The sequence below is a fragment of the Thioalkalivibrio denitrificans genome, assembly GCF_002000365.1.
GTDB classification, from domain to species: Bacteria; Pseudomonadota; Gammaproteobacteria; order Ectothiorhodospirales; family Ectothiorhodospiraceae; genus Thioalkalivibrio_A; species Thioalkalivibrio_A denitrificans.
This window is the reverse complement of the sequence record NZ_MVBK01000057.1, coordinates 53,055-73,594: the sequence shown is the minus strand read 5'-3', so window position 1 is coordinate 73,594 and position 20,540 is coordinate 53,055. Positions and strand designations below refer to the sequence as shown.

14 protein-coding genes are annotated in these 20,540 nt (G+C 65.1%); 5 read left to right on the top strand and 9 right to left on the bottom strand.

The features are described 5' to 3' along the window. Window positions 1-69: 69 nt before the first annotated feature. Window positions 70-999, bottom strand: coding sequence for an HAD family hydrolase (locus B1C78_RS10055; protein WP_077279029.1), 930 nt, complete (start codon window positions 997-999; stop codon window positions 70-72). Between the two features lie 170 nt (window positions 1,000-1,169). After that, window positions 1,170-3,062: a DNA topoisomerase IV subunit B gene (parE, locus tag B1C78_RS10050; RefSeq protein ID WP_077279028.1), complete on the bottom strand. Its 1,893-nt coding sequence runs from the start codon at window positions 3,060-3,062 to the stop codon at window positions 1,170-1,172. A gap of 155 nt (window positions 3,063-3,217) precedes the next feature. Between parE and B1C78_RS10045 the strand changes: the two genes are divergently transcribed. Next, window positions 3,218-6,589 carry a UvrD-helicase domain-containing protein gene (locus tag B1C78_RS10045; protein ID WP_077279027.1) on the top strand — a complete coding sequence of 1,124 codons (3,372 nt, stop codon included), beginning with the start codon at window positions 3,218-3,220 and terminating at the stop codon, window positions 6,587-6,589. A 162-nt stretch (window positions 6,590-6,751) separates the two neighbouring features. Further along, window positions 6,752-7,612, top strand: coding sequence for a thioredoxin (gene trxA / locus B1C78_RS10040; protein WP_077279026.1), 861 nt, complete (start codon window positions 6,752-6,754; stop codon window positions 7,610-7,612). 176 nt (window positions 7,613-7,788) lie between these two features. Here the strand turns inward: trxA and B1C78_RS10035 are convergent, their stop codons facing one another. From B1C78_RS10035 to B1C78_RS10020, 4 genes are all read right to left on the bottom strand, one after another. Next, complete coding sequence (locus tag B1C78_RS10035) at window positions 7,789-8,514, bottom strand: DsbC family protein (RefSeq protein ID WP_077279025.1); 726 nt, start codon at window positions 8,512-8,514, stop codon at window positions 7,789-7,791. Between the two features lie 211 nt (window positions 8,515-8,725). After that, window positions 8,726-9,652, bottom strand: coding sequence for a site-specific tyrosine recombinase XerD (xerD, locus tag B1C78_RS10030; protein WP_077279024.1), 927 nt, complete (start codon window positions 9,650-9,652; stop codon window positions 8,726-8,728). Window positions 9,653-9,765: 113 nt separating this feature from the next. After that, window positions 9,766-10,515, bottom strand: a complete 750-nt coding sequence (locus tag B1C78_RS10025; protein WP_077279023.1) for a slipin family protein — start codon at window positions 10,513-10,515, stop codon at window positions 9,766-9,768. Beyond that, on the bottom strand, window positions 10,512-11,996 hold the full coding sequence (locus B1C78_RS10020) for an NfeD family protein (RefSeq protein ID WP_245795392.1): 1,485 nt from the start codon (window positions 11,994-11,996) through the stop codon (window positions 10,512-10,514). Before B1C78_RS10020 ends, B1C78_RS10025 begins: the two co-directional genes overlap by 4 nt. Window positions 11,997-12,091: 95 nt before the next feature. On the opposite strand from B1C78_RS10020, the gene mobA reads away from it, so the two are divergent. Then, complete coding sequence (mobA, locus tag B1C78_RS10015) at window positions 12,092-12,676, top strand: molybdenum cofactor guanylyltransferase MobA (protein ID WP_077279021.1); 585 nt, start codon at window positions 12,092-12,094, stop codon at window positions 12,674-12,676. 114 nt (window positions 12,677-12,790) lie between these two features. Here the strand turns inward: mobA and B1C78_RS10010 are convergent, their stop codons facing one another. The 3 genes from B1C78_RS10010 to B1C78_RS17630 are packed head-to-tail and all read right to left on the bottom strand — an operon-like array spanning window position 12,791 to window position 16,422. After that, entirely contained in the window at window positions 12,791-14,119 is a 1,329-nt protein-coding gene (locus B1C78_RS10010) for a sigma-54-dependent transcriptional regulator (RefSeq protein WP_077279020.1), read from the bottom strand. Further along, on the bottom strand, window positions 14,116-15,564 hold the full coding sequence (locus B1C78_RS17635) for a sensor histidine kinase (protein WP_077279019.1): 1,449 nt from the start codon (window positions 15,562-15,564) through the stop codon (window positions 14,116-14,118). The genes B1C78_RS10010 and B1C78_RS17635 overlap by 4 nt, the downstream gene beginning before the upstream one ends. 3 nt (window positions 15,565-15,567) lie before the next feature. Then, complete coding sequence (locus B1C78_RS17630) at window positions 15,568-16,422, bottom strand: substrate-binding domain-containing protein (protein ID WP_077279018.1); 855 nt, start codon at window positions 16,420-16,422, stop codon at window positions 15,568-15,570. 384 nt (window positions 16,423-16,806) lie between these two features. Here B1C78_RS17630 and B1C78_RS09995 point away from each other — a divergent pair, with 384 nt between their 5' ends. After that, a complete protein-coding gene (locus tag B1C78_RS09995; protein WP_077279017.1) occupies window positions 16,807-18,030 on the top strand; it encodes a 4Fe-4S binding protein in 1,224 nt (407 codons plus the stop codon). Window positions 18,031-18,044: 14 nt separating this feature from the next. Then, window positions 18,045-20,537 carry a molybdopterin-dependent oxidoreductase gene (locus B1C78_RS09990; protein WP_077279016.1) on the top strand — a complete coding sequence of 831 codons (2,493 nt, stop codon included), beginning with the start codon at window positions 18,045-18,047 and terminating at the stop codon, window positions 20,535-20,537. Window positions 20,538-20,540: the final 3 nt, after the last annotated feature.

Genomic DNA, 20,540 nt, shown 5'->3' with positions numbered 1-20,540 from the left:
GGAATTTAAAGCATTAGGAATTGATCCTGTAGATCCACAAAAATCCTGTTAATCCTGTCCATTAGTTGTTCAGTCCGACAAATGCCGCGGGGCCTTGCCGACCTTGTCGCCCAGAGCACGTTCGCGGTCGGTGACGATGCGTTCGGCGATCTTCTGCACGGCGTCCGTGAGCCACATGCAGGTCTGGGTACCCTGGCGGTAATCCGCGGGGCCGAAGGCCTGAACGCGTCCCTGGCGCTGCAGTTCGTTGACCTGACTGAACTCCTGGCGCTGGCCCGGGTTGTAGACGCCGTAGGTGTAACCTCCGCTGCGCTTGACCACGGAGAATACCGGCACGTCGGACGGACCGTCGGCGATGTAGATCATGTTCTGGAACGGGATGCGCCGCTCGGCCTCCGGTACCGCCGCGTTCACGTCGATCTGCTCCGGGTGCTTGTTTACGCCCTTGTTGATCTCGAACACCGCACGGGTCTTGGTGGTGTTGTCCAGCACGTAACCGACCTGAGCAATCACCGGCGGAGCGGCGTTCAGGTCTTCCAGAAACTCGCAGCCCCACACCCCGTCCAGATACGGCGCGATGGCACTGCCGCGGATGGTGCGCGTGAAACCCGTGCTCACCACGTAATGCTCCAGCGTGATGTCGTGATGGGCGTAGCGCGGCTCACGCTCCACCGTCTCCTTCAACTCGCCGAAGAACTCCGGCAGCCCCGGATAGAACTGGAGGCTCGCGCCCAGCTCGCCCAGTTTCTCGTTGCTCAGATCCTTGAACACGCCGCGACGCACGTACTCGAGGATGTGATTGAGATAGTTCATCTCCCCGGACACCTGCTCCGAACCGCGCTCGCGATAGATCCGCGACAGCTCATTGACCTCGCGCCAGAACTGCCGCTCATCCACCCCGTAATGCTCGAACAGGGGCCCCTGCATGTAGCCCGGGATCAGCGTCTTGTCGAAGTCCCACACCACCGCGATGATGGTCTGGGTGAACAACGTAGCCATTTACCAGTTACCCCGTTTCCGTGAAACGTTGTCTTGGGAGGTTGACGCGGAGGACGCAGAGGCGCAGAGGACGCGGAGTTTGATTTAGGAAAGACGAAACTCTCTGCGTTCTCCGCGCCTCTGCGACCTACGCGTTCCATCACCTACGCCAATCACCGTCGAAATGCCAGTCAAACCTCTACCTCAGCCAGATGCCCCTTGGTCTCGAGCCAGCTCTTGCGGTCGGCGGCTCGTTTCTTGGCCAGCAGCATGTCCAGCAGGGTGTGGGTGTCGTCGCCGGCGTCCACGGTGAGTTGCACCAGGCGGCGGGTGTCCGGGTCCATGGTGGTCTCGCGAAGCTGCATGGGATTCATCTCGCCCAGGCCCTTGAAGCGGGTGACTGACACCTTGCCCTTCTTCTTTTCCGCCTCGATGCGCTCCAGCACGCCCTGCTTCTCGTGTTCGTCCAGTGCGTAGAAGGTCTCCTTGCCCACGTCGATGCGAAACAGCGGCGGCATGGCCACGTAGACGTGACCATGGTCCACCAGCGGCCGGAAGTGGCGCATGAACAGCGCGCACAGGAGCGTGGCGATGTGGGCGCCGTCGGAGTCGGCATCGGCCAGAATGCAGATCTTGCCGTAGCGCAGGCCCTTTAGGTCCGACACACCGGGCTCCACGCCAATGGCGACGCTGATGTCATGGATCTCCTGGGAGCCGAGCACCTGATCCGGCTCCACTTCCCAGGCGTTCAGGATCTTGCCGCGCAACGGCATGATGGCCTGGAACTCCCGATCACGTGCCTGCTTGGCGGAGCCACCTGCGGAATCCCCTTCCACCAGGAAGAGTTCGGTGCGGGCCAGATCCTGGCTGGCGCAGTCGGCCAACTTGCCGGGCAGCGTCGGGCCCTGGGTGACCTTCTTGCGCACCACCTTTCGGCCTGCCCGTGCGCGGCGCTGGGCACTGTTGATGGCCAGTTCCGCGATGCGTTCGCCGGCCCCCGGATGCTGGTTGAGCCACAGGCTGAAGGCATCCTTGACGACACCGGAGACAAACGGTGCCGCCTCGCGGGACGACAGCCGCTCTTTGGTCTGCCCGGCGAACTGGGGATCCTGCATCTTGAAGGAGAGGATGTAGGAGACACGATCCCAGACGTCCTCGGGGGTGAGCTTCACGCCGCGTGGCAACAGATTCCGGAACTCGCAGAATTCGCGTACCGCATCGGTGAGCCCGGTGCGCAGGCCGTTGACGTGGGTGCCGCCCTGCCCCGTGGGGATCAGGTTCACGTAGCTCTCGGTCACCGCCTCGCCGCCCTCCGGCAGCCAGACCACGGCCCACTCGGCTGCCTCGGTCTGGCCGGACATGGCGCCCATGAAGGGCTCCTCGGGCACGCGCTCGAAACCCGACACCGCCTCCACCAGGTAATCCCGCAGACCCGCCTCGTAGCACCAGTCGACGTGCTCGCCGGTAATCTCATCGCGGAAGCTGACAGCGAGCCCCGGGCAGAGCACGGCCTTGGCGCGCAGGATATGCTTAAGGCGGGGCACGGAGAACTTCGGCGAATCGAAATATTTCGGGTCCGGCCAGAAACGCAGGGTCGTGCCGGTATTGCGCCGCCCCACCTCGCCCACGATCTCGAGATCCACTTTCTTGTGGCCGCCGGCGAAGGCCATGTTGTATTCCCTGCCGTCGCGCTTGATCCACACTTCCAGGTGCTTCGAGAGGGCGTTGACCACGGACACGCCCACGCCGTGCAGGCCGCCGGAGAACTGGTAGTTCTTGTCCGAGAACTTGCCGCCCGCATGCAGCGTGGAGAGGATCACCTCCACCCCGGGACGCTTTTCCTTCGGGTGCATGTCCACCGGCATGCCGCGCCCGTCGTCGGCCACGGACAGCGACCCGTCCTTGTGCAGCACCACGTCGATCTTCTTCGCATAGCCTGCAATGGCCTCGTCCACCGAGTTGTCGATCACCTCCTGGGCCATGTGATTCGGCCGGCTGGTGTCCGTATACATGCCCGGCCGCTTGCGCACCGGATCCAGCCCCGACAGGACTTCGATATCAGCCGCGTTGTAGCTGTTGGTCATGGAAGGCGGAGAACCCAAGATAGTGGGGCCAACGGGCCCGGGAGATACAAGATAATGGGCGACATACCCTACAGGATACAAGGCCCTTGAGGTAGGTCCACACCCCCAAAAGCTGTATCTTTACCTTGCCACTTGCCACTTGCCACTTGCCACTGATGTCAGCTACAGATCCCGAACTCAACATCTCCGTCTTCGCCTCGGCCGGCTCCGGCAAGACCTACCTGCTGGTGACCCGCATCCTGCGCCTGCTGCTGGCGGGCGCCCGGGCGGAGGGCATCCTGGCGGTCACCTTTACCCGCATGGCGGCCGGGGAGATGCAAAGCCGCCTCACGGAACGCCTGCTTCACTGGCAGACACTGGACGACAACGCCCTGGACGCTGAACTGGCACGCATGGGGGTGACGGTGGAACCGGCCGTACGGGAACGGGCCCGGCGGCTCTTCGAGACCACCCTGCTGGCCGAGCGCCCCGTGAGGACCACCACCTTCCATGCCTTCTGCCAGGATCTGCTGGCCCGGTTTCCCCTGGAAGCCGACGTACCGCCGGGTTTCGAACTGGTCGAGAACACCGCCGACATCCGGGACCGAGCCTGGGACGCCCTGGTGAGCGAGGCCACCCGGACACCTGATGGCGAACTGGCCGGGGCACTGGAACACCTGCTGACCGCCCTCAACGGTGTGGACAGCGCACGCAAGGCCCTGGATGGCTTCCTCACCCACCGGGAGGACTGGTGGGCATGGACGGAACATGAGGATCACCCGGCGGAATTTGCCCGCTCCCGCATCGCGGAATCGCTGGACGTCAGCCCCGACGCCGATTTCCGTGCCGATTTCCTGACCGACCGGGTCCGCGCCGAACTGGCCGAGTTCGCCGCCCTGCTGGGAAAGGACACCGCCCGGGAAGCCGCGCTTGGACAGGCGCTGGCCGATGCCCTGGCCGGGAATGAGGCGCATGCCATATTCGAGTCCGCCTGCCGCGCGCTGCTGCGACAGGATGGCGCGCCGCGCACGCGCAACCCCACCAAGGCGCGGGCGGGCCGCCTGGGCGGCCCCGAGGCCGAGGCGCGATTCCTGGAACTGCACGGGCAGCTGTGCGAGCACATCCTGGACGCCCTGGACCGGCTCGCGCGCCAGCACAGCCTGCAGCTCAATGAGGCGTGGCTGACCGCCGGCACGCGCTACCTGGCGCATTACGGCAACATCAAGGCGGAACTGCGTACCCTGGACTTCACCGACCTCGAATGGCGCGCCTACCGGTTGCTCAATCACGGCGACCATGCCCTGTGGGTGCAGTACCGGCTCGACAGCCGCATCGAACACCTGCTCATCGACGAGTTCCAGGACACCAACCCCACCCAGTGGCGACTGATCCTGCCGTTGCTGGAGGAACTGGCCGCCCACGGCGACCGCCAGGGGCGCAGCGTGTTTCTGGTGGGCGACACCAAGCAGTCCATCTACAGTTTCCGGCGGGCCGACCCCCGTCTGCAGGTCATCGCGGCAGAGTGGATCCGGGATCGCCTGGGCGGAAGTCCGGAGCACCTGGACCGGTCGTGGCGCTCCAGCCCTGCGGTGATGGATTTCGTCAACCGGGTATTCACGGTCTCCCCGTCCCTGCGATCCGCCCTGGAGGACTTCCAGGAACACGGCACCCACCTCGAGGACCTGTGGGGTCGCGTGGAAGTGTGGCCCCTGATCGAGCCCGATGACCCCGACGAGACGCCGCCCCTCGAGGGCCTGCGCAACCCCCTCACGACCCCCCGCCCCGACACCGGTGAGACCCTGCATGCCCGGGAGGGAGCGCGTATCGCGGCGCGCATCCGGTCCATGGTTGCCGAGGGGCTGGTGGTCGGCCATGGCGAGACGGCGCGGCCCGTGGGTTACGCGGACATCACCATCCTGGTGCGCAGACGAACCCACGTGCAGGCCATCGAAGATGCCTTGCGCGATGCCGGGATCCCCTACCTCAGTGCGGCGAAGGGCGCCTTGCTGGAGTACCTGGAGATCCAGGACCTTGAGGCCCTGCTGCGGGTGCTGATCACCCCCCACGACGATCTGGCCCTGGCCCAGGTGCTGCGCTCACCGCTGTTCAGTATCGGGCACGAGGAACTGGAACGCCTCGCCGAGGCGGGGCGCGGACCCTGGCACGAGCGGCTGGAGGCACTGGCACCCGGCCTGCCTGAAACGCACCCCCTGAGACGCGCCGCGGAAAAGCTGACCCTGTGGCGCACCTGGAGCGGGGCCCTGCCGGTGCACGATCTCCTGGATCGCATCTTTCTGGACGGCAATGTGCTGGCCCGCTATGCAGCCGGCAGCCGCCCGGACCGGGTGCCCACGGTACTGGCCAGCCTGGTGCGCTTTCTGGAACTGGCCCTGGAGGTGGACAGCGGCCGCTATCCGAGCCTGGTGCACTTTCTGGCCCGGCTGCGCGGCCTGCGCGATCAGGCCGAGGGCGCCCCGGACACCCCGCCGGTGCGCGGCTCGGCCGAACGCGTGCGCATCATGACCATCCACGCCGCCAAGGGGCTGGAAGCCCCGGTGGTCTTTCTGGCCGACGCGGCCGCCGTGCCCCAGGACAGGCAGGCCTACGGTACCCTCGTGGACTGGCCCGCGGGGGCGGACCGCCCCCGGTTGATGCAGTTGCTGCCCAGGGCCGCCGACCTGGACCGGACCACCGCGGCCCGCGCCGCCGGCGTCCGGGAAATCCGGGATCGCGAGGACGCCAACCTGCTTTATGTGGCGCTCACCCGGGCCCGGCAGGTGCTGATCATCTCGGCCAGCGGTCGCAGCAACGGCGGATGGTATGCCCGTATCCGCGAGGCCCTTGCCCCGGAGGCCGCAACCGCGCCCGTACCGGGCCGCTTCATGGACGACGGCACCTGGGCCCACGAGGTGGGCACGCCGCCCCCGGTGGCGGCGACGGTCAGGGAACGGCCGCCGCCCGCACCGGTGCCTCCGGAACTCGCTTCGCGTCTTGCCTGCGGCGCACCGGAGGTGGAGATCGCCCCGAGTCGGGCGGCCACCGACACATGGGAGGCCGGTGACGGCGACGAGGATGCCCGTCTGCGGGGCATCGGCATTCACCGCCTGCTCGAGTGGCTGGCAGGGGGATCGGACGATGACGACGATGCATTGCGACGCAGGCTTGCCCTGGAACTGCGTCTGGACCCTGCCCACCCGGAACTGGCAGACTGGCTCGCCGAGGCACGGGCCGTTCTCGCCGCGCCGGCGCTCGCAGACGTGTTCGAACCCCGGGATCGGAGTCTCGATTACTGCGAAGTGCCGCTGCAGTACACGGCCCCGGACGGCCGTACCGTGTACGGCATCATCGATCGGCTCCGCGTAACGCCCGAACACATTCTCCTCGTGGACTACAAGACCCACCGGGTGGCCGACGAGCAGCAGGCCCGTCGGGTGGCACAGGCCTACGCCGAACCCATGGTGCTGTATGCGGAGGGCGTCCGGCGCCTCTGGCCGGGACGCGAGGTGGAATGCAGGCTGCTGTTTACGCACATCCGGGTGCTGGTGTGAACGGATTCAAGATTCAATATTCAAGATTCAAAGGGGTGATGCTCTGTGATTGGTCCTGGACCTTCCCTTTGAATCTTGAATATTGAATCTTGAATCATCCCCAAACCATCCCAACTTGTCTGAATCGACCCATTACATCTCAAGCCAGGAGGAACCCCCCCGATGCCCGATTCCCCTTTCATCATCGACGTCACCCAGAGCAACTTCACCGAGGTGGTGTTGGAGGGGTCGCGGGAACGGCCGGTGCTGGTGGACTTCTGGGCGGACTGGTGCCAGCCCTGCCGGATACTGATGCCGGTGCTGGCGAAGATCGTTGAGGACTTTGCGGGGCGCGTGATCCTGGCCAAGGTGAACTCCGATCAGCAGCAGGCGCTGGCCGCGCAGTTCGGCATACGCAGCCTGCCCACGGTGATGGTCTTCCGCCATGGAAAGCCCGTGGACCAGTTCATGGGCGTTCAGCCCGAGTCCGCCATCCGCACTCTGCTGGAGCGTCACCTCCCCCGTGAGTCGGACAATCTGCGCAGCGCCGCCCTGGAAAAGCTGCGCGCAGGCGATGCCGAGGGGGCTCTGGCCGGTCTGCAGGCGGCGTTCGAGAGCGATCCCGACAACCAGGCCCTCAAGATCGACATCGCGCGGGCACTGGTGGCGTTGGGGCGCGCGGACGAAGCGGACGAGACCCTCAAGACACTGCCCATGGACCTGCACCAGGACGAGGCCGTGCGGCGCCTGGAGGCGCAGGTCCGGTTTGCCCGCGTGGCGGCGCGGGGGGATGAACTCGGGCAACTGGAGGCGGCGGCGGAATCGGGCGACAACCCCGAAGCCATGCACCGGGTGGCCGCGGCGAAGATCCTCGCGGAGGATTACGAGACGGCGCTGCCCCTGCTCCTGCGCCTCATGCAGAAACACCGCAAGTACGGGGACGATGCCGGCCACAAAGGCCTGCTGGCCGCCTTCGAGTTACTCGGCGCGCAGCACCCGCTGGTGAAGGAATACCGGAGGAAGATGGTGAGCCTGTTGTACTGAAAAGGTTGAAGGTTGAATTAACCCGGACGCTCCCCCGTAGGAGCCCGGCCCTCCGGGCGAACGAAACTCCGTGGGAATGTTCGCCCGGAGGGCCGGGCTCCTACGGGAAAAGCATGAAGGGTGAGTTGGAATTGGCTTCCATTCAGCCTTCATCCTTCATCCTTCAACCTTCATCCTTATCTCTTGCTGAGCTGCTCCAGAATCGCAGCCAGTTCATTCACCGGGCGGTAGCCGGGCAGCATCTGACCATTTTCCAGGACCAGGGCCGGGGTGCCCTGCACGCCCAGCTGCTCGCCCAGCGCCATGTGTTCCTGCACAGGATTGTCGCAGCTCTTCGCCGGTATCTCGCGTCCCAGCTTCGCCTCGTCCATGGCGTGATGCTGATCATCGGCGCACCAGATGCTCACCGCCTTGCGATAGCTGGGGGAGTCCACGCCCGTGCGGGGGAAGAGCAGATAGCGGATGGTGATACCCAGATCGTTGATCTCGGGCATTTCCGCGTGCATGCGGCGGCAGAACGTGCAGTCCGCGTCGGTGAACACGGTCACCACATGTCGGGTCTCGCCATTGGCCCCGTAGATGACCATGCGTGATTCGTCCAGATCCGCAACCACCTGTTGCCTGGCCAATGTACGGCTGCTTTCCGTGAGGTTGGTACGGGTCTCGGTATCCACCAGATTGCCCTGGAACACGTACTTTCCGTCCGCGCTCATGTACAGAATCTGCGTGCCGTAGCGTACTTCGTAGACACCGTCCACCGGGGTTTCAACAACGGCATCGGGCACCGCCCCCGGGATCAGCATCTGCATGCGCTCGCGCACGTGCTTCTCGGATGCGGCCACGGCCAGCGACAAGAGGGCCAGCAGCAACACCGGCATGAACACGAGTCGGGTCATTTTCATAAGTCGGGTCCGGAAAGAGCGTAAGGAAATCAGGGTATCGCATGTCTATGACGCGCGATGGTGCAAAAGATTCCATTAGATATGAGATACAAGCCTGGACGGGTGCAGTCCGTCGTCGTGTCGCTACATTTGTTCTTTAGCTTTCAGCATTCAGCATTCAGCATTCAGCGGTCAGCGGTCAGCGGTCAGTGGTCAGTGGTCCTGCGGGTGATCATCCGCGCGGGTGGTGCTGTCCGTGGAGTTCCTTGAGTCTCGCGCGCGCCACGTGGGTGTAGATCTGGGTGGTGGAGAGATCGCTGTGGCCGAGCAGCATCTGTACCACGCGCAGGTCGGCGCCGTGGTTCAGAAGGTGCGTGGCGAAGGCATGGCGCAGCGTGTGGGGAGAAAGGTGTTTGTTGATCCCCGCCTGGTGGGCATAACGGCGAATCAGGTGCCAGAAGGCCTGGCGGGTCATGGCGGCGCCGCGGCGGGTGACGAAGAGGTCATCACTGGCATCCCGACCGCGCAGCAATGCGGGCCGGGCATCGGCAAGGTAGCGGCTCACCCAGGCCGACGCCTCCTCGCCCAGGGGCACCAGGCGTTCCTTGCCGCCCTTGCCGACAGTGCGCACGACGCCATGACGCAGATTGACCTGGTCCACCTTGAGACCAACCAGCTCCGAGACGCGCAGGCCGGTTGCATAGATCAGTTCCAGCATCGCGCGGTCCCGCAACCCGAGGCCCTCCTCCACGGCCGGTGCGGCAAGAAGCGCCTCCACATCGGCCTCGCTCAGGGTGTCCGGTAGCGGCCGACCCAGCCTGGGCGAGTCGATCCGGGCCGTGGGGTCATCCATGCGCCGGCCCTCGCGCACCAGGTGACGGTAGAAACGGCGCAGGCTGGACAGCAGGCGGGCCGTGGAACGCGGACGCGCGCCGGCGGCCACGCGATGGGACAGGTAGGCCAGGAGTTCCGCCCGTTCGGCCTGCTCCACGGCGACACCTCGCCCCTGCAACCAGCGGGCCAGGGCGTTCAGGTCCGCCCGGTAGGCGGCAAGCGTGTGATCGCTCAGACCGTGCTCGGCCCAGATGGCGTCCAGGAAGACGTCAATGGCTCGTGTCGACAGGTCGGCCAATTCCTGATCGTCTGTTATATCAGGCATTCCGAAGGAGGTGGGAAGTTGGAATTGGGAAGCGGGAAAACATCCAAATCCGACTTCTCAAGCTCCTCTTCACATGGCTCCCTTCCAACTTCTCAATTCACACTTCACACTTCTCACTTCGACGAGAGCGCCTTGAATATCTCCGTCAATTCCATGGGCAGCGGGAAGAAGATGGACGAGGAGCCGGTCTTATTGGACATGTCGTTCATGGTCTGCAGGTAACGGAGCTGCAGTGCCGCGGGGTGGCGGGCGATGATCTCGGCGGCCTCGGAGAGCTTCTCCGCAGCCTGCAGTTCGCCCTCCGCATGGATGACCTTGGCGCGCCGTTCACGCTCGGCCTCGGCCTGGCGGGCAATGGCGCGGATCATGCTTTCGTTGAGGTCCACGTGCTTGATCTCGACGTTGGTCACCTTGATGCCCCAGGCGTCGGTCTGGGCATCGAGAATCTCCTGGATATCGGCGTTGAGCTTGTCGCGCTCGGAGAGCATCTCGTCGAGATCGTGCTTGCCCAGCACCGAACGCAGCGTGGTCTGGGCCAGCTGGCTGGTGGCGGCGTAGTAGTCCTCCACCTGGATGATCGCCTTGGCGGAATCCATCACCCGGAAGTAGAGCACCGCGTTGACCCGCACGGTGACGTTGTCCTGGGAGATCACGTCCTGGCTGGGCACGTCCAGGGTGATGATGCGCAGGTCCACACGCACCATCTGTTGAATGCCCGGGATCACGATGATCAGGCCCGGGCCTTTCACCGCCTGGAACCTGCCGAGGAAGAAGATCACGCCGCGCTCATACTCCGGAAGGATCCGGATGGACATGATCAGCAGGCCCACAACCAGGGCCACGGGTACCAGATAGGCAATCATGTGGCAGCTCCTTTGTTTGTGTCGGTTTCTTCAGCCACCGGCTCCACCACGAGCCGCAGCCCCTTCATTCCTGTCACTCTGACCGAATCGCCCTCGTACACGGGGACTGGCGACTCGGCGGACCAGGTCTCGCTGTGCAGCCATACACGGCCCCTGTTACCCGAAAAGTCCTCCTTGGCCGTGCCTTCCAGACCGATCATTTCCTCCTTGCCCGTGACCACCTGGCGCCTTCGGATGCCCACGAGCCGGGTGAGGACCCAGATGAAGAACAGGGCTGAGACCAGCGCCACACCACCGATGAGCGGAATTGAGATTGTCAGCGTAGCTTCGTCCATCAGTATGATCGACCCTATCACGAATGCGGCGATGCCGCCGAAGCCCAATACCCCGAAACTGGGCATGAAGGCCTCCGCTATCATCAGCACAATACCGACGAGAATCAGCGCCAGACCCGCGTAATTGATGGGCAGGACCTGGAAGGCATAGAGCGCGAGCACCAGGCAGATGACGCCCACCACGCCCGGGAAGATGTTGCCCGGATTGGCCAGCTCGAAAATGATGCCGTAGATGCCCACCATCATCAGGATGTAGGCGATGTTGGGGTTGGTGATCACCGACAGCAGACGGCTGCGCCAGTCCGGCTCGATCTCCACCAGCTGCAGATTCTCGGTATCCAGAGTGCGCTCACCGATCTCCATCTTCACGGTGCGACCGTGGATCTGCTGCAACAGATCGTCCACGCTCTCCGCCACCACGTCGATGACGTTCTTCTCCAGGGCCTCGGTGGCAGTCAGGTTGACGGCCTCGCGCACCGCCTGTTCGGCCCAGTCGGCATTGCGGCCGTGGCGCTCGGCCAGCCCGCGGATGTAGGCCACGGCATCCTCGAGCACCTTGCGCTCCATGGGCGTTTCGCCGCGCCGGGGCTCGGCGGGCCGTTCCTCTTGCGCTTCGTCCGCCTCGGCCGATGCATCGCCCTCATTCCGTTCTTCCTCGTTCTTGTCGTCCCTGTCGCGGCTGCGATCCTCACGCTCCGGCTCTTCCGGCACGCCGGGCATGCCGCCGATCTGCACCGGGGTCGCCGAGCCCAGGTTCGTCGCCGGGGCCATGGCGGCGATATGGCTCGCATAGAGGATGTAGGTGCCCGCGCTGGCAGCACGGGATCCGGCAGGATATACGTAGGTGGCGACGGGCACCGGTGAGGACAGAATCTCCTTGATCATCTCACGCATGGCGGTGTCCAGACCGCCCGGCGTGTCCATGCGCAGTACAATGATCTCGGCATTGCGGTCCCGGGCCTCCCGCATGCCGCGCACCACATAGTCGCTGGTGGCCGGTCCGATGGCGCCGGAGATCTCCAGGAGCACCGCGGTGCGCCGCTCCTCTTCCTCGCCCCCCACACCCAGGGCGAGGCCTGCACCCAGCAGCGCGAGAACCCCCCAGAGCCAGAGGCGAAACTTCCTTGCGTGTCGATGCCTGAACATGCCGGTTATCATAGCATTCCATCCAGAATGGGTACCCCGTGGCACCTGCAACGGGGCGTATGGCTCATGTGACCATGTCTGTCCCCAATCATTCAATGTCCCACATCACCGGTGCCGTATTGGCGGGCGGGCGCGGCTCGCGCATGGGCGGAGAAGACAAGGGCCTGCTGCCGCTGGCCGGTACACCCATGATCCTGCATGTCATTCGCGCGCTGAAGCCGCAGGTTGGACAGATCATCATCAACGCCAACCGAAACAGCTCCGCCTATGCCGGGCTCGGTTACCCTGTCGTCGGCGACCACCATGCGGACTTTCAGGGCCCACTGGCCGGCATGGCCGCCGTGCTGCGCCTGGCCACCACCGACTGGGTCCAATGTGCACCCTGTGACACGCCAAACCTGCCTGCAGACCTGGTCGCACGATTATGGCGGGCGGTCGGGGGAACGAACGCCCGCATCGCCCTGCCCCACGACGGCCAACGCATCCAGCCCCTGTTCGCACTGGTGCACCGCGACCTGCTGCCCACCCTCGATGCCGACATTGCCGCCGGACGACTGGCAGTCGGCCGCTGGATGCGGGACCAGCCGCACGTGGAAGTGGATTTCTCCGACTGTCCCGAGGGATTCGTGAACCTCAATACGCCCGAGGAGTGGGCTTCACATCAGTCATGTGGTTCGTAGTCAGTTGTCAGTTGTCAGTTGTCAGTTGTCAGTTGTCAGTTGTCAGAGTCTGATTCCGGCAGAGGGGCTGTCAAAGGGGTTTCCAACAACTGACAACGGACCACTGACAACGGACTAATCAGACATTCCAAGGCGCTTCATGCGCTCCCAGAGGTTCTTCCGGCTGATGCCGAGGTTCGCGGCGGTATGGCCGATGTGGCCGTCGTGCAGATCCAGGGCACGGCGGATGTAGTCCGCCTCGCAGGCCTTGAGGTAATGCGTCAGGCGCCCCCGCTCGTCGGGCTCGGTCCCGGGTTCCGTCCCTGGCTCGTCGAACACGGTCTCTGCCTGGATCAGCGGCCCGGTGCTCAGAATGCAGGCCCGCTCGATGGCGTGCCTGAGTTCGCGGATGTTGCCGGGCCAGGGATGGCGCAGCAGCGCCTGCTCGGCGGCGGCAGTGAGTTGCTTGCGGGGCTCGTTGCGTGCCCGGGCATACTCGTCCAGGAACCGGCCCGCCAGCCACAGAATATCCTCGCGCCGCTCGCGCAAGGGAGGGATGCGCACGTGGATCACGTGGATGCGGTAGTAGAGGTCCTCCCGGAAGCTGCCTTCCCGCACCATCTGCAGGAGATCCCGGTGGGTGGCGCAGATCAGGCGCAGGTTGACGGGGATGGGTCGATCGCCACCGACACGCACCACCTGCCGGTCCTGGATAGCGCGCAGCAGCTTGATCTGCATCACCATGGGCATGTCCCCCACTTCGTCCAGCAGCAGCGTGCCTCCGTGGGCCTGCTCGAACACACCGGCCCGGGAGCGCACGGCACCGGTGAAGGCGCCCTTTTCGTGACCGAAGAGTTCCGCCTCCAGCAGGGTCTCGGTCAGCCCGCCGCAATTGACCGCCACGAAAGGCTGATCAGCGGTGGCCGGGTCCAGACGATGCAGTTCCCGGGCCACGGCCTCCTTGCCCACCCCCGACTCACCGGTAAGCAGTACCGTGCCGGCCTGGGTGGCCAGGCGCGGAAGCAGCGATTCCACCCGGCGCATGGCGGGAGAAACCCCGAGCCGGGCCGTCTGCGCACCGCCCGTCTCACCGCCCTGCACGATCAGCCCGCGGAGTTTCTCAACCAGGGCATCCAGATCGAAGGGCTTGGTGATGTAATCGGTGGCGCCCAGCTTGAGCAGGGCCACGGCCCGGTCCACCGCGCCGTAGCCGGTGATGAACAGCCAGGGGCACGTGACGCTGCCCGCTTCCATCATCTCCTGGAACAGCGCATCACCCTGCCCGTCCGCCAGCCGGATGTCGCTGATGACCGCGTCACACCCGCCCCGCTGAAGGGCCGGGCGGGCCTCGGCCACGCTTTGCAGCCATTGCACGCTGAAGCCTTCCAGTTCGAAACGATCGCACAGGGATTCGCCCATGATGGGGTCGTCCTCGATCAGGCACAGACGCGGGACACCGGTCATGCGGCCTCCTGATCACGCAAGGGGAGGTGCACACGAAACTCGGTCGTCCCGTGCGTGCTCTGCACGTGAATCCGCCCTTCCATCTGCTGCACCAACTGGTAGGTGACCCACAACCCCAGCCCATGACCCCGGCCCGAAGCGCCGAAGAAAGGTTCAAACAGGCGGTTCATTTGCTCGGGCGGGATCGGCACACCCCGATTCCTGACCTCCATGAGCAACCCCCCGTCACGCAGACGCAGTCGACACTTGACCTTGCCCCCGGGTTCGCTGGCCTGGATGGCATTGAGCAGCAGGTTGAGCAGGATCTGGCGCACCTGGGTCGAGGGCAGCGCCAGGGTCTGTGTCACCTGGATATCCCAGACAAGATCCAGCGACTTGGCATGCACGTCCGGCAGGACGAGGGTGTGGATATCATGGAGGTCCTGGGGTGTGAGGGCGTGACCCTCGAGCCTGACCTCCACCAGCAGGGCACCCACCGTTTCCTTGATCTGCAGCAACCCGCGCTCCAGCAGCGAGAGGGTGCGCGCGGTGACGGCGTCCGGATTGCCGTGGCGGCGATAGGTGCTCAGGGCGTTGAGCATGCCACCCAGCGGATTGTTGATCTCGTGGGCAATGCTGGCCGTCAGGCGTCCCACCGCCGCCAGACGCTCGGAGGCCATGACCCCGCGCTCCAGTTCCTGTTTCTGGCGCAGCTCGGAAAGCATGCGCTTGAGCTGCGTTCCGGCACGGCCGATCTCGTCCTTTGACTCGTAGAGCCGACATTCGCTCTCCAGGGGAATCTCGCGCCCGACGCGCCCCATGCACTCAGACAGACGGACCAGCGGATCGGCCATGCGTCGCCCCCAATACCAGGACACGGGCAGCAGCACCACCAGCACCAGCAGCGTGACCAGTGCCGCCCGCCCCACGATGCTGACGAACCGGGGTATGAACAGGGACTTGGGGTACTCCATGACCAGCGTACCCAGATGCACGCCGTCGAACACGATGGGCGCGACCATGTGAAACTGGGCGGCGTTCGGCAGATCGACCGCACGGTGAGTCAGGTCCGGGGCATTCCCCAGCGCCCGGTTCAGATCGGCATAGGCGGGACCCAGTTCATCGAGGGGCACCAGCATGGGATAGTTCCTCGGCTGCGTGGACACATAGACCCGCCGCTGCGTGTCCAGCACCATGATGAGTTCGGCACCGAGCGCGGACTCTTCCCCCTTGAAGGGGGAATCGATGATCTCGTAGGCGCGCCAGACGTCATCGTGCAGAAGGGGTGTAACCAGCGTGTTGGACAGCAGCCTGCCCATGCTCTCGGCGTTCTCGAACAGGTCCCGGCGCACCTGATCATACTCCCGCGCCAGGATCGCACCCGTGATGAGCACGGCGGTAATCAACACGAGCACCGTGGCCCTCAGGGGGATCTTGTAGCGGAAACTGAGGTTACGCAGCAGCACGGGTCAGAGGCGGCCGGTGGCGCGTGCCATCTCGGCGATATCGTCAAAGAGCGCCACGTCGCCTTCGACAAAACCGTCCAGGTTGAGCTTGTGCAACAGCCGCGCCCCGACCTCGTCCCGGGGCATCTCCATGAGCACCGACTGTGCCGCATCGAAGTCCGCCTGTGACAGCGAGACGGACGCCACCAGCGGGGGGAACCCGAACGTCTCGGAACGGGCCACCACGCGAGTCTGCCCGGTGATCTCCGGATGGATCCGTGAGAGCGTGTCCCACACGTAGCCGTCCACCGCCCCACCGTCGGCCATACCCACGGCCACGGCCTCCACCACCCGCCGGTGGGACCAGGTAAAGAACGTCCGGCGAAAAAAGCGTTCCGGGTTCTCCCCGCGCTGCTGCAGTTGATACAGCGTGTACAGATGGCCCGAATTCGAATTGGGATCAGAGAAGGCGAATATCCGCCCTTCCAGATCATCCAGGGAAGCGGACACCCCGTCGTCTCCGGAGACAATGAGGTAGGAGCGATACAGGGGCCGCCCCAGGTAGAGGGGCACCGCCAGCAGGCGCATGCGTGCCTGCTCCCGGACGAACGGGTAGCCGCACACCCAGGCCAGATCGAGCCTGTGCGCCATCACCTCGTCAACGATTTCCCGGTAGCTGGAGCGCTGCACGAAGACCACGGGCCGCCCGAGGCGCGCCGCCAGGTAGTCCCGCCATTCATTGAGAAAGGCGGTCTGATCGTCCAGGAACACCGGTGTCAGGCCGATCCGCAACGGCGCGGCGTCGGCGCCCGCCGGGCGGCCCAGCAGCGTTGTCGCAAGACCAGCGCCCAAGGCGCGCAGGAGCGTCCTCCGATTCATGGTCAGATTACCGAGTCCGTAAAAAACCCCTAAGTAATCTACCAGTTTAGTGCCTGTCAGGTACCGGGGAAAATCAACGCTCCCTAAAGCTTGGGGCGAGTCCGGAACCCGGTCGCCGCATCGGCTCTCGATTCCCGCCACCTACGCACATCCCGTGTGTTACCGATCCGTAACATCAACTGAGCCAGGACCCGCCCGCCGTTACCGTTTGGTAACCACATTTCGGGGCCCCTTGGCTCAGACCCTACGATCCGTGGCGTTTTTGCGCCTCTGGCACAGTGCGTGCAGGCATGAGGTGGAAGAACAGGGGCGGCCTGCAATTCCGTGACGGGCTGCGGGCGCCCTCAAGCGATCAATCGCCGAGCACGGGAGAACGCCAGACAGATGGCCGTGACCGCCACAGTCGAGCCCGTTTCGTCCTATTCGCGCCTTGCCGAAGGGACCGGGCCCTGGGCCAATGAGATGGCCTGCCTCGGCGTGCGCTTCCCGGCAACAGGGTGCCATGCATGCGAAGCCGCCTGCCCCGTATGCATCCTGAAGGTGACACCTCACGGGCTCGAATTGGCCGACGGTTGCACCGGCTGCGGCCGCTGCGCTGCGTCCTGCCCCACCCGGGCCCTCTCCGTTCCTGGTTTCCTCACGGAGCTCCCCGATGGCGGAGGGGAGATCCTTGAGGTGGATTGCGCCAAGGTGCCGGGTGCAGGCGGGTTGGCGGGCGGGTTGCGTGTGCCCTGTCTGGGGGGCCTCAGTCGCAGCCAGTTGATCGCCCTGGTCAGGCTGAACCCGGAACGCACAGTGGTTCTAATGGATCGGGGCTGGTGCAACCAGTGCGCCTCCGGGGGCTGCCCGCATCCCGCCCAGGCCCAGGTCAGCGACGTGAACCGTTGGCTGAGCGCCATCGGCGTGCCCGAGTCCCGGCATATCCGCCATGTATCCCGCCCCCTGCCGCTTCGCCACATGCCTGAGGACATCCCGGATCCCACGGCGTCCCGGCCCATGGACCGCCGGGGCTTTCTGCGCCAACTGGCAGGCCAGTTGGCCATGGCCGCCCAAGGGCCCGAAGACGGACACGACCAAGCCGGCGAGCCGCCGACCCCGGACGGATCCCGCCGGATCCATCCGGCGGAACGGGTGGCCATCCTGACACAGCTTCGGGATTTGGCCGCCGACGGGAACCCGGACCTTCCCGTGGAACTGCTTTACCGGGTCGAGATCGACGACGGGCGCTGCCGTCACCACGCGCTGTGCGCGAGCACCTGCCCCACGGCTGCGCTCAGTGCCTGGGCGGCGGGCGATGAGCATGGCGTCCAGTTCGATCCGGCCACCTGCATCGGCTGCGGGGAATGCGAACGCAACTGCCCGGAGCGGGCCCTGCGGCTTCAAAACAGCGAGTGCCCAACCGAACCGTTTCGCATCCGCATCCTGTCCCGCCATGGCACCCGCACCTGCGCACGTTGCCGCAGGGACTTCGCGGCGCCCAAGGCCGCGCACGACGCGGCGGATTCATCCCTTTGCCCGGCCTGTGCGAAGGACCGGACATTGATGTCGTCCACGTTTGAACATCTGTTTGGTCGAACCCAGCGCTCGGCCGATCCTCAGCAACCCTAGGAGAGAGCAAGCGTATGAATGTCCTGAAGGCACTCATGACACGCCGCCGTTTTCTGCAGGTCAGCGGCGCCGCCGGCGTCGCGGGCGCGGGCGCGGCCAAACTCGTCGGATTCACGGCCGCCACCTCCACACCGAAGACCGCCGGCGCACAGGCCCGCGGGCAGACTCGGGTGACCAAGAACATCTGCCACCAGTGTCCCGCACGCTGCGGCATCAACGTCTACACCACGAACGGGCGGGTCCATGCCATCTACGGCGACCCGGGCAATCCGATTGCCAACGGCAAGCTCTGCCCCAAGGGGCACCTGGGTACCTATTTCCTCTACGACCCGGACCGCTTCAAGGGGCCCATGCGGCGCACCAATCCGCGCAAGGGGCGCAACGAGGATCCGGGCTGGGAGCCGATCACCTGGGAGCAGGCCTACGACGAGATCGCCGGGCGCATTAACGAACTGCGCAAAAACGGCGAGTCCCACAAGTTCGCCCACTTCTACGGACGCGGCTGGGGTCCGAGCGACGCCGGTCTGTACGGCGCCTGGGGCCAGCTCATCGGGACACCCAACTCCGCCATCGGCCACGCGTCCATGTGCGCCGAGGGCTCCAAGCGCGCCAAGGCGGCCACCGACGGCAACAACTCATACAACGCCTACGACTATCGCAACACCAACTGCATGCTGATCTTCGGCGCGGGGTTCCTGGAGGCTTTCCGCCCCTACAACAAGATCATGCAGGACTGGGGACACATGCGCAGCAAGAGCCCCAAGACGCGGGTCACCACCATCGACGTGCGCATGAATCCCACCATGGCGGCCTCGGACCGCTACCTGATGACCAAACCCGGCACCGACGGCGCCATCGCCCTGGCCATCGCCCACCTGATGCTCACGGAAGGCCTGTGGGAGAAGGATTTCGTCGGCGACTTCCGGGACGGGCGCAACCGCTTCCGCGCCGGCCAGACGGTGCGCGCCTTCGAGTTCGAGGAGAAATGGACCCACGGCCTGGTGGACTGGTGGAACAACGAACTCAAGGACCGCACGCCGAGTTGGGCCGAGAGCGTTACGGGGGTCCCGGCGCGGGAGATCATCGAGGTGGCGCGCGAGTTCGGCACCACGCGCCCGGCCATGGCCATCATGGAGCGCGGCCCCACGGCCCACACCAACGGCGTCTACAACGGCATGGCGATCCATGCCCTCAATGCACTGTCCGGTTGCATGTTCGCGAAAGGCGGCCTGTTCTACCAGATGGGCCCGTCCTACGGGCCCGGCCCCGCCAATCCCGCCGATTACATGGACGACATTGCCAACGAAATGAGGGGCAAGTACCCGCGTATCGACATGGCCCGCACGGAGCGCTGGCCGTTCACCGCCCACATGATGCAGGAGTCCGCCCGCAACCATAACGCGGGCGACCCCTACAAGCTGAAGATGGCCATGTTCTTCTCCACCAACCCCATCTGGACGGCACCGGACGCCCCCGAGTGGGAGAAGATGCTGAGCGAGATTTTCGTCATCGACACCTCCCCGTTCCCGGGCGAGACCGCCATGTTCGCCGACATCGTGCTGCCGGAGTCCACCTACCTGGAGCGGCTGCAGGATTCGCCCACCTATCCCTTCGAGGGCTGGCCGATGACCGCCCTGCGGGTCCCGGCCATCGATCCGATCTACGACACCACCGAGTTCGGCAACATGATGATCGAGATCGGCAAGCGTATCGAGGGCCCCACCGGCGAGTACTACCGGCGTATCGACAGCGTCGAGAACCTGCTCCGCCACATTGCCCGGGGGTTTGCCGACAACCCGGGCGACAACGGCGTCAATGACTTCGAGAGCTGGAAGGAGAAGGGCGTCTGGTACAGGAAGCCCTATCACTGGCGCCAGCACCGGGGTGTGTTCTACGAATGGGACGGTGAAGGCTACAACCGGGTGATGAGCGAGGAGGAGGTCAAGGAGAAGCTGATCAAGACCGCTTCCGGGAAGTTCGAATTCAAGTCTTCCCACCTTGAGGGCCACGCCGACTACATCCAGCGTGAACTCGGCATTCCGTCGGCCCGTGTGGGCTACCCCCAGTGGGTGGAACCGAAACACACGGGCGGCAACCGGCCCCTGCATTTCGTCACGCCCAAGACACCGCTCACGGCGGAAGGCCGATCCGGCAACATCCCGCACGCCATCGCGATCCAGCAGCCCATCGTCGGCGGAAACGACCGCACCTACCTGGAGGTGCATCCGCAAACGGCGCGCGATCGGGGCATCCGGGACGGCGACCGGGTCCGCATCCGCTCGGATCTCGGCACCATCGAGGCCTATGTCCGGTTCGTGCCGCAGCACCGCCCGGACACCATCGTCCTGCCCTACGAACACGGCCACTGGGCACAGGGGCGCTGGGCCACCGGGCAGGGCCGCGACCGGACACCCGGCAACCCCAACGAGATCACCGCCAACGTATCCGACCCCATCTCCGGCCTTGCCTGCTACTACACCGGCAAGGTGGATCTGGAGCGGGCCTGAACC

Coding starts and splice junctions, on each gene's coding strand:
- B1C78_RS10055 (WP_077279029.1), bottom strand. CDS start 999: ATGGCTACGTTGTTCACCCAGACCATCATCGCGGTGGTGTGGGACTTC.
- parE (WP_077279028.1), bottom strand. CDS start 3,062: ATGACCAACAGCTACAACGCGGCTGATATCGAAGTCCTGTCGGGGCTG.
- B1C78_RS10045 (WP_077279027.1), top strand. CDS start 3,218: ATGTCAGCTACAGATCCCGAACTCAACATCTCCGTCTTCGCCTCGGCC.
- trxA (WP_077279026.1), top strand. CDS start 6,752: ATGCCCGATTCCCCTTTCATCATCGACGTCACCCAGAGCAACTTCACC.
- B1C78_RS10035 (WP_077279025.1), bottom strand. CDS start 8,514: ATGAAAATGACCCGACTCGTGTTCATGCCGGTGTTGCTGCTGGCCCTC.
- xerD (WP_077279024.1), bottom strand. CDS start 9,652: ATGCCTGATATAACAGACGATCAGGAATTGGCCGACCTGTCGACACGA.
- B1C78_RS10025 (WP_077279023.1), bottom strand. CDS start 10,515: ATGATTGCCTATCTGGTACCCGTGGCCCTGGTTGTGGGCCTGCTGATC.
- B1C78_RS10020 (WP_245795392.1), bottom strand. CDS start 11,996: ATGTTCAGGCATCGACACGCAAGGAAGTTTCGCCTCTGGCTCTGGGGG.
- mobA (WP_077279021.1), top strand. CDS start 12,092: ATGTCCCACATCACCGGTGCCGTATTGGCGGGCGGGCGCGGCTCGCGC.
- B1C78_RS10010 (WP_077279020.1), bottom strand. CDS start 14,119: ATGACCGGTGTCCCGCGTCTGTGCCTGATCGAGGACGACCCCATCATG.
- B1C78_RS17630 (WP_077279018.1), bottom strand. CDS start 16,422: ATGAATCGGAGGACGCTCCTGCGCGCCTTGGGCGCTGGTCTTGCGACA.
- B1C78_RS09995 (WP_077279017.1), top strand. CDS start 16,807: ATGGCCGTGACCGCCACAGTCGAGCCCGTTTCGTCCTATTCGCGCCTT.
- B1C78_RS09990 (WP_077279016.1), top strand. CDS start 18,045: ATGAATGTCCTGAAGGCACTCATGACACGCCGCCGTTTTCTGCAGGTC.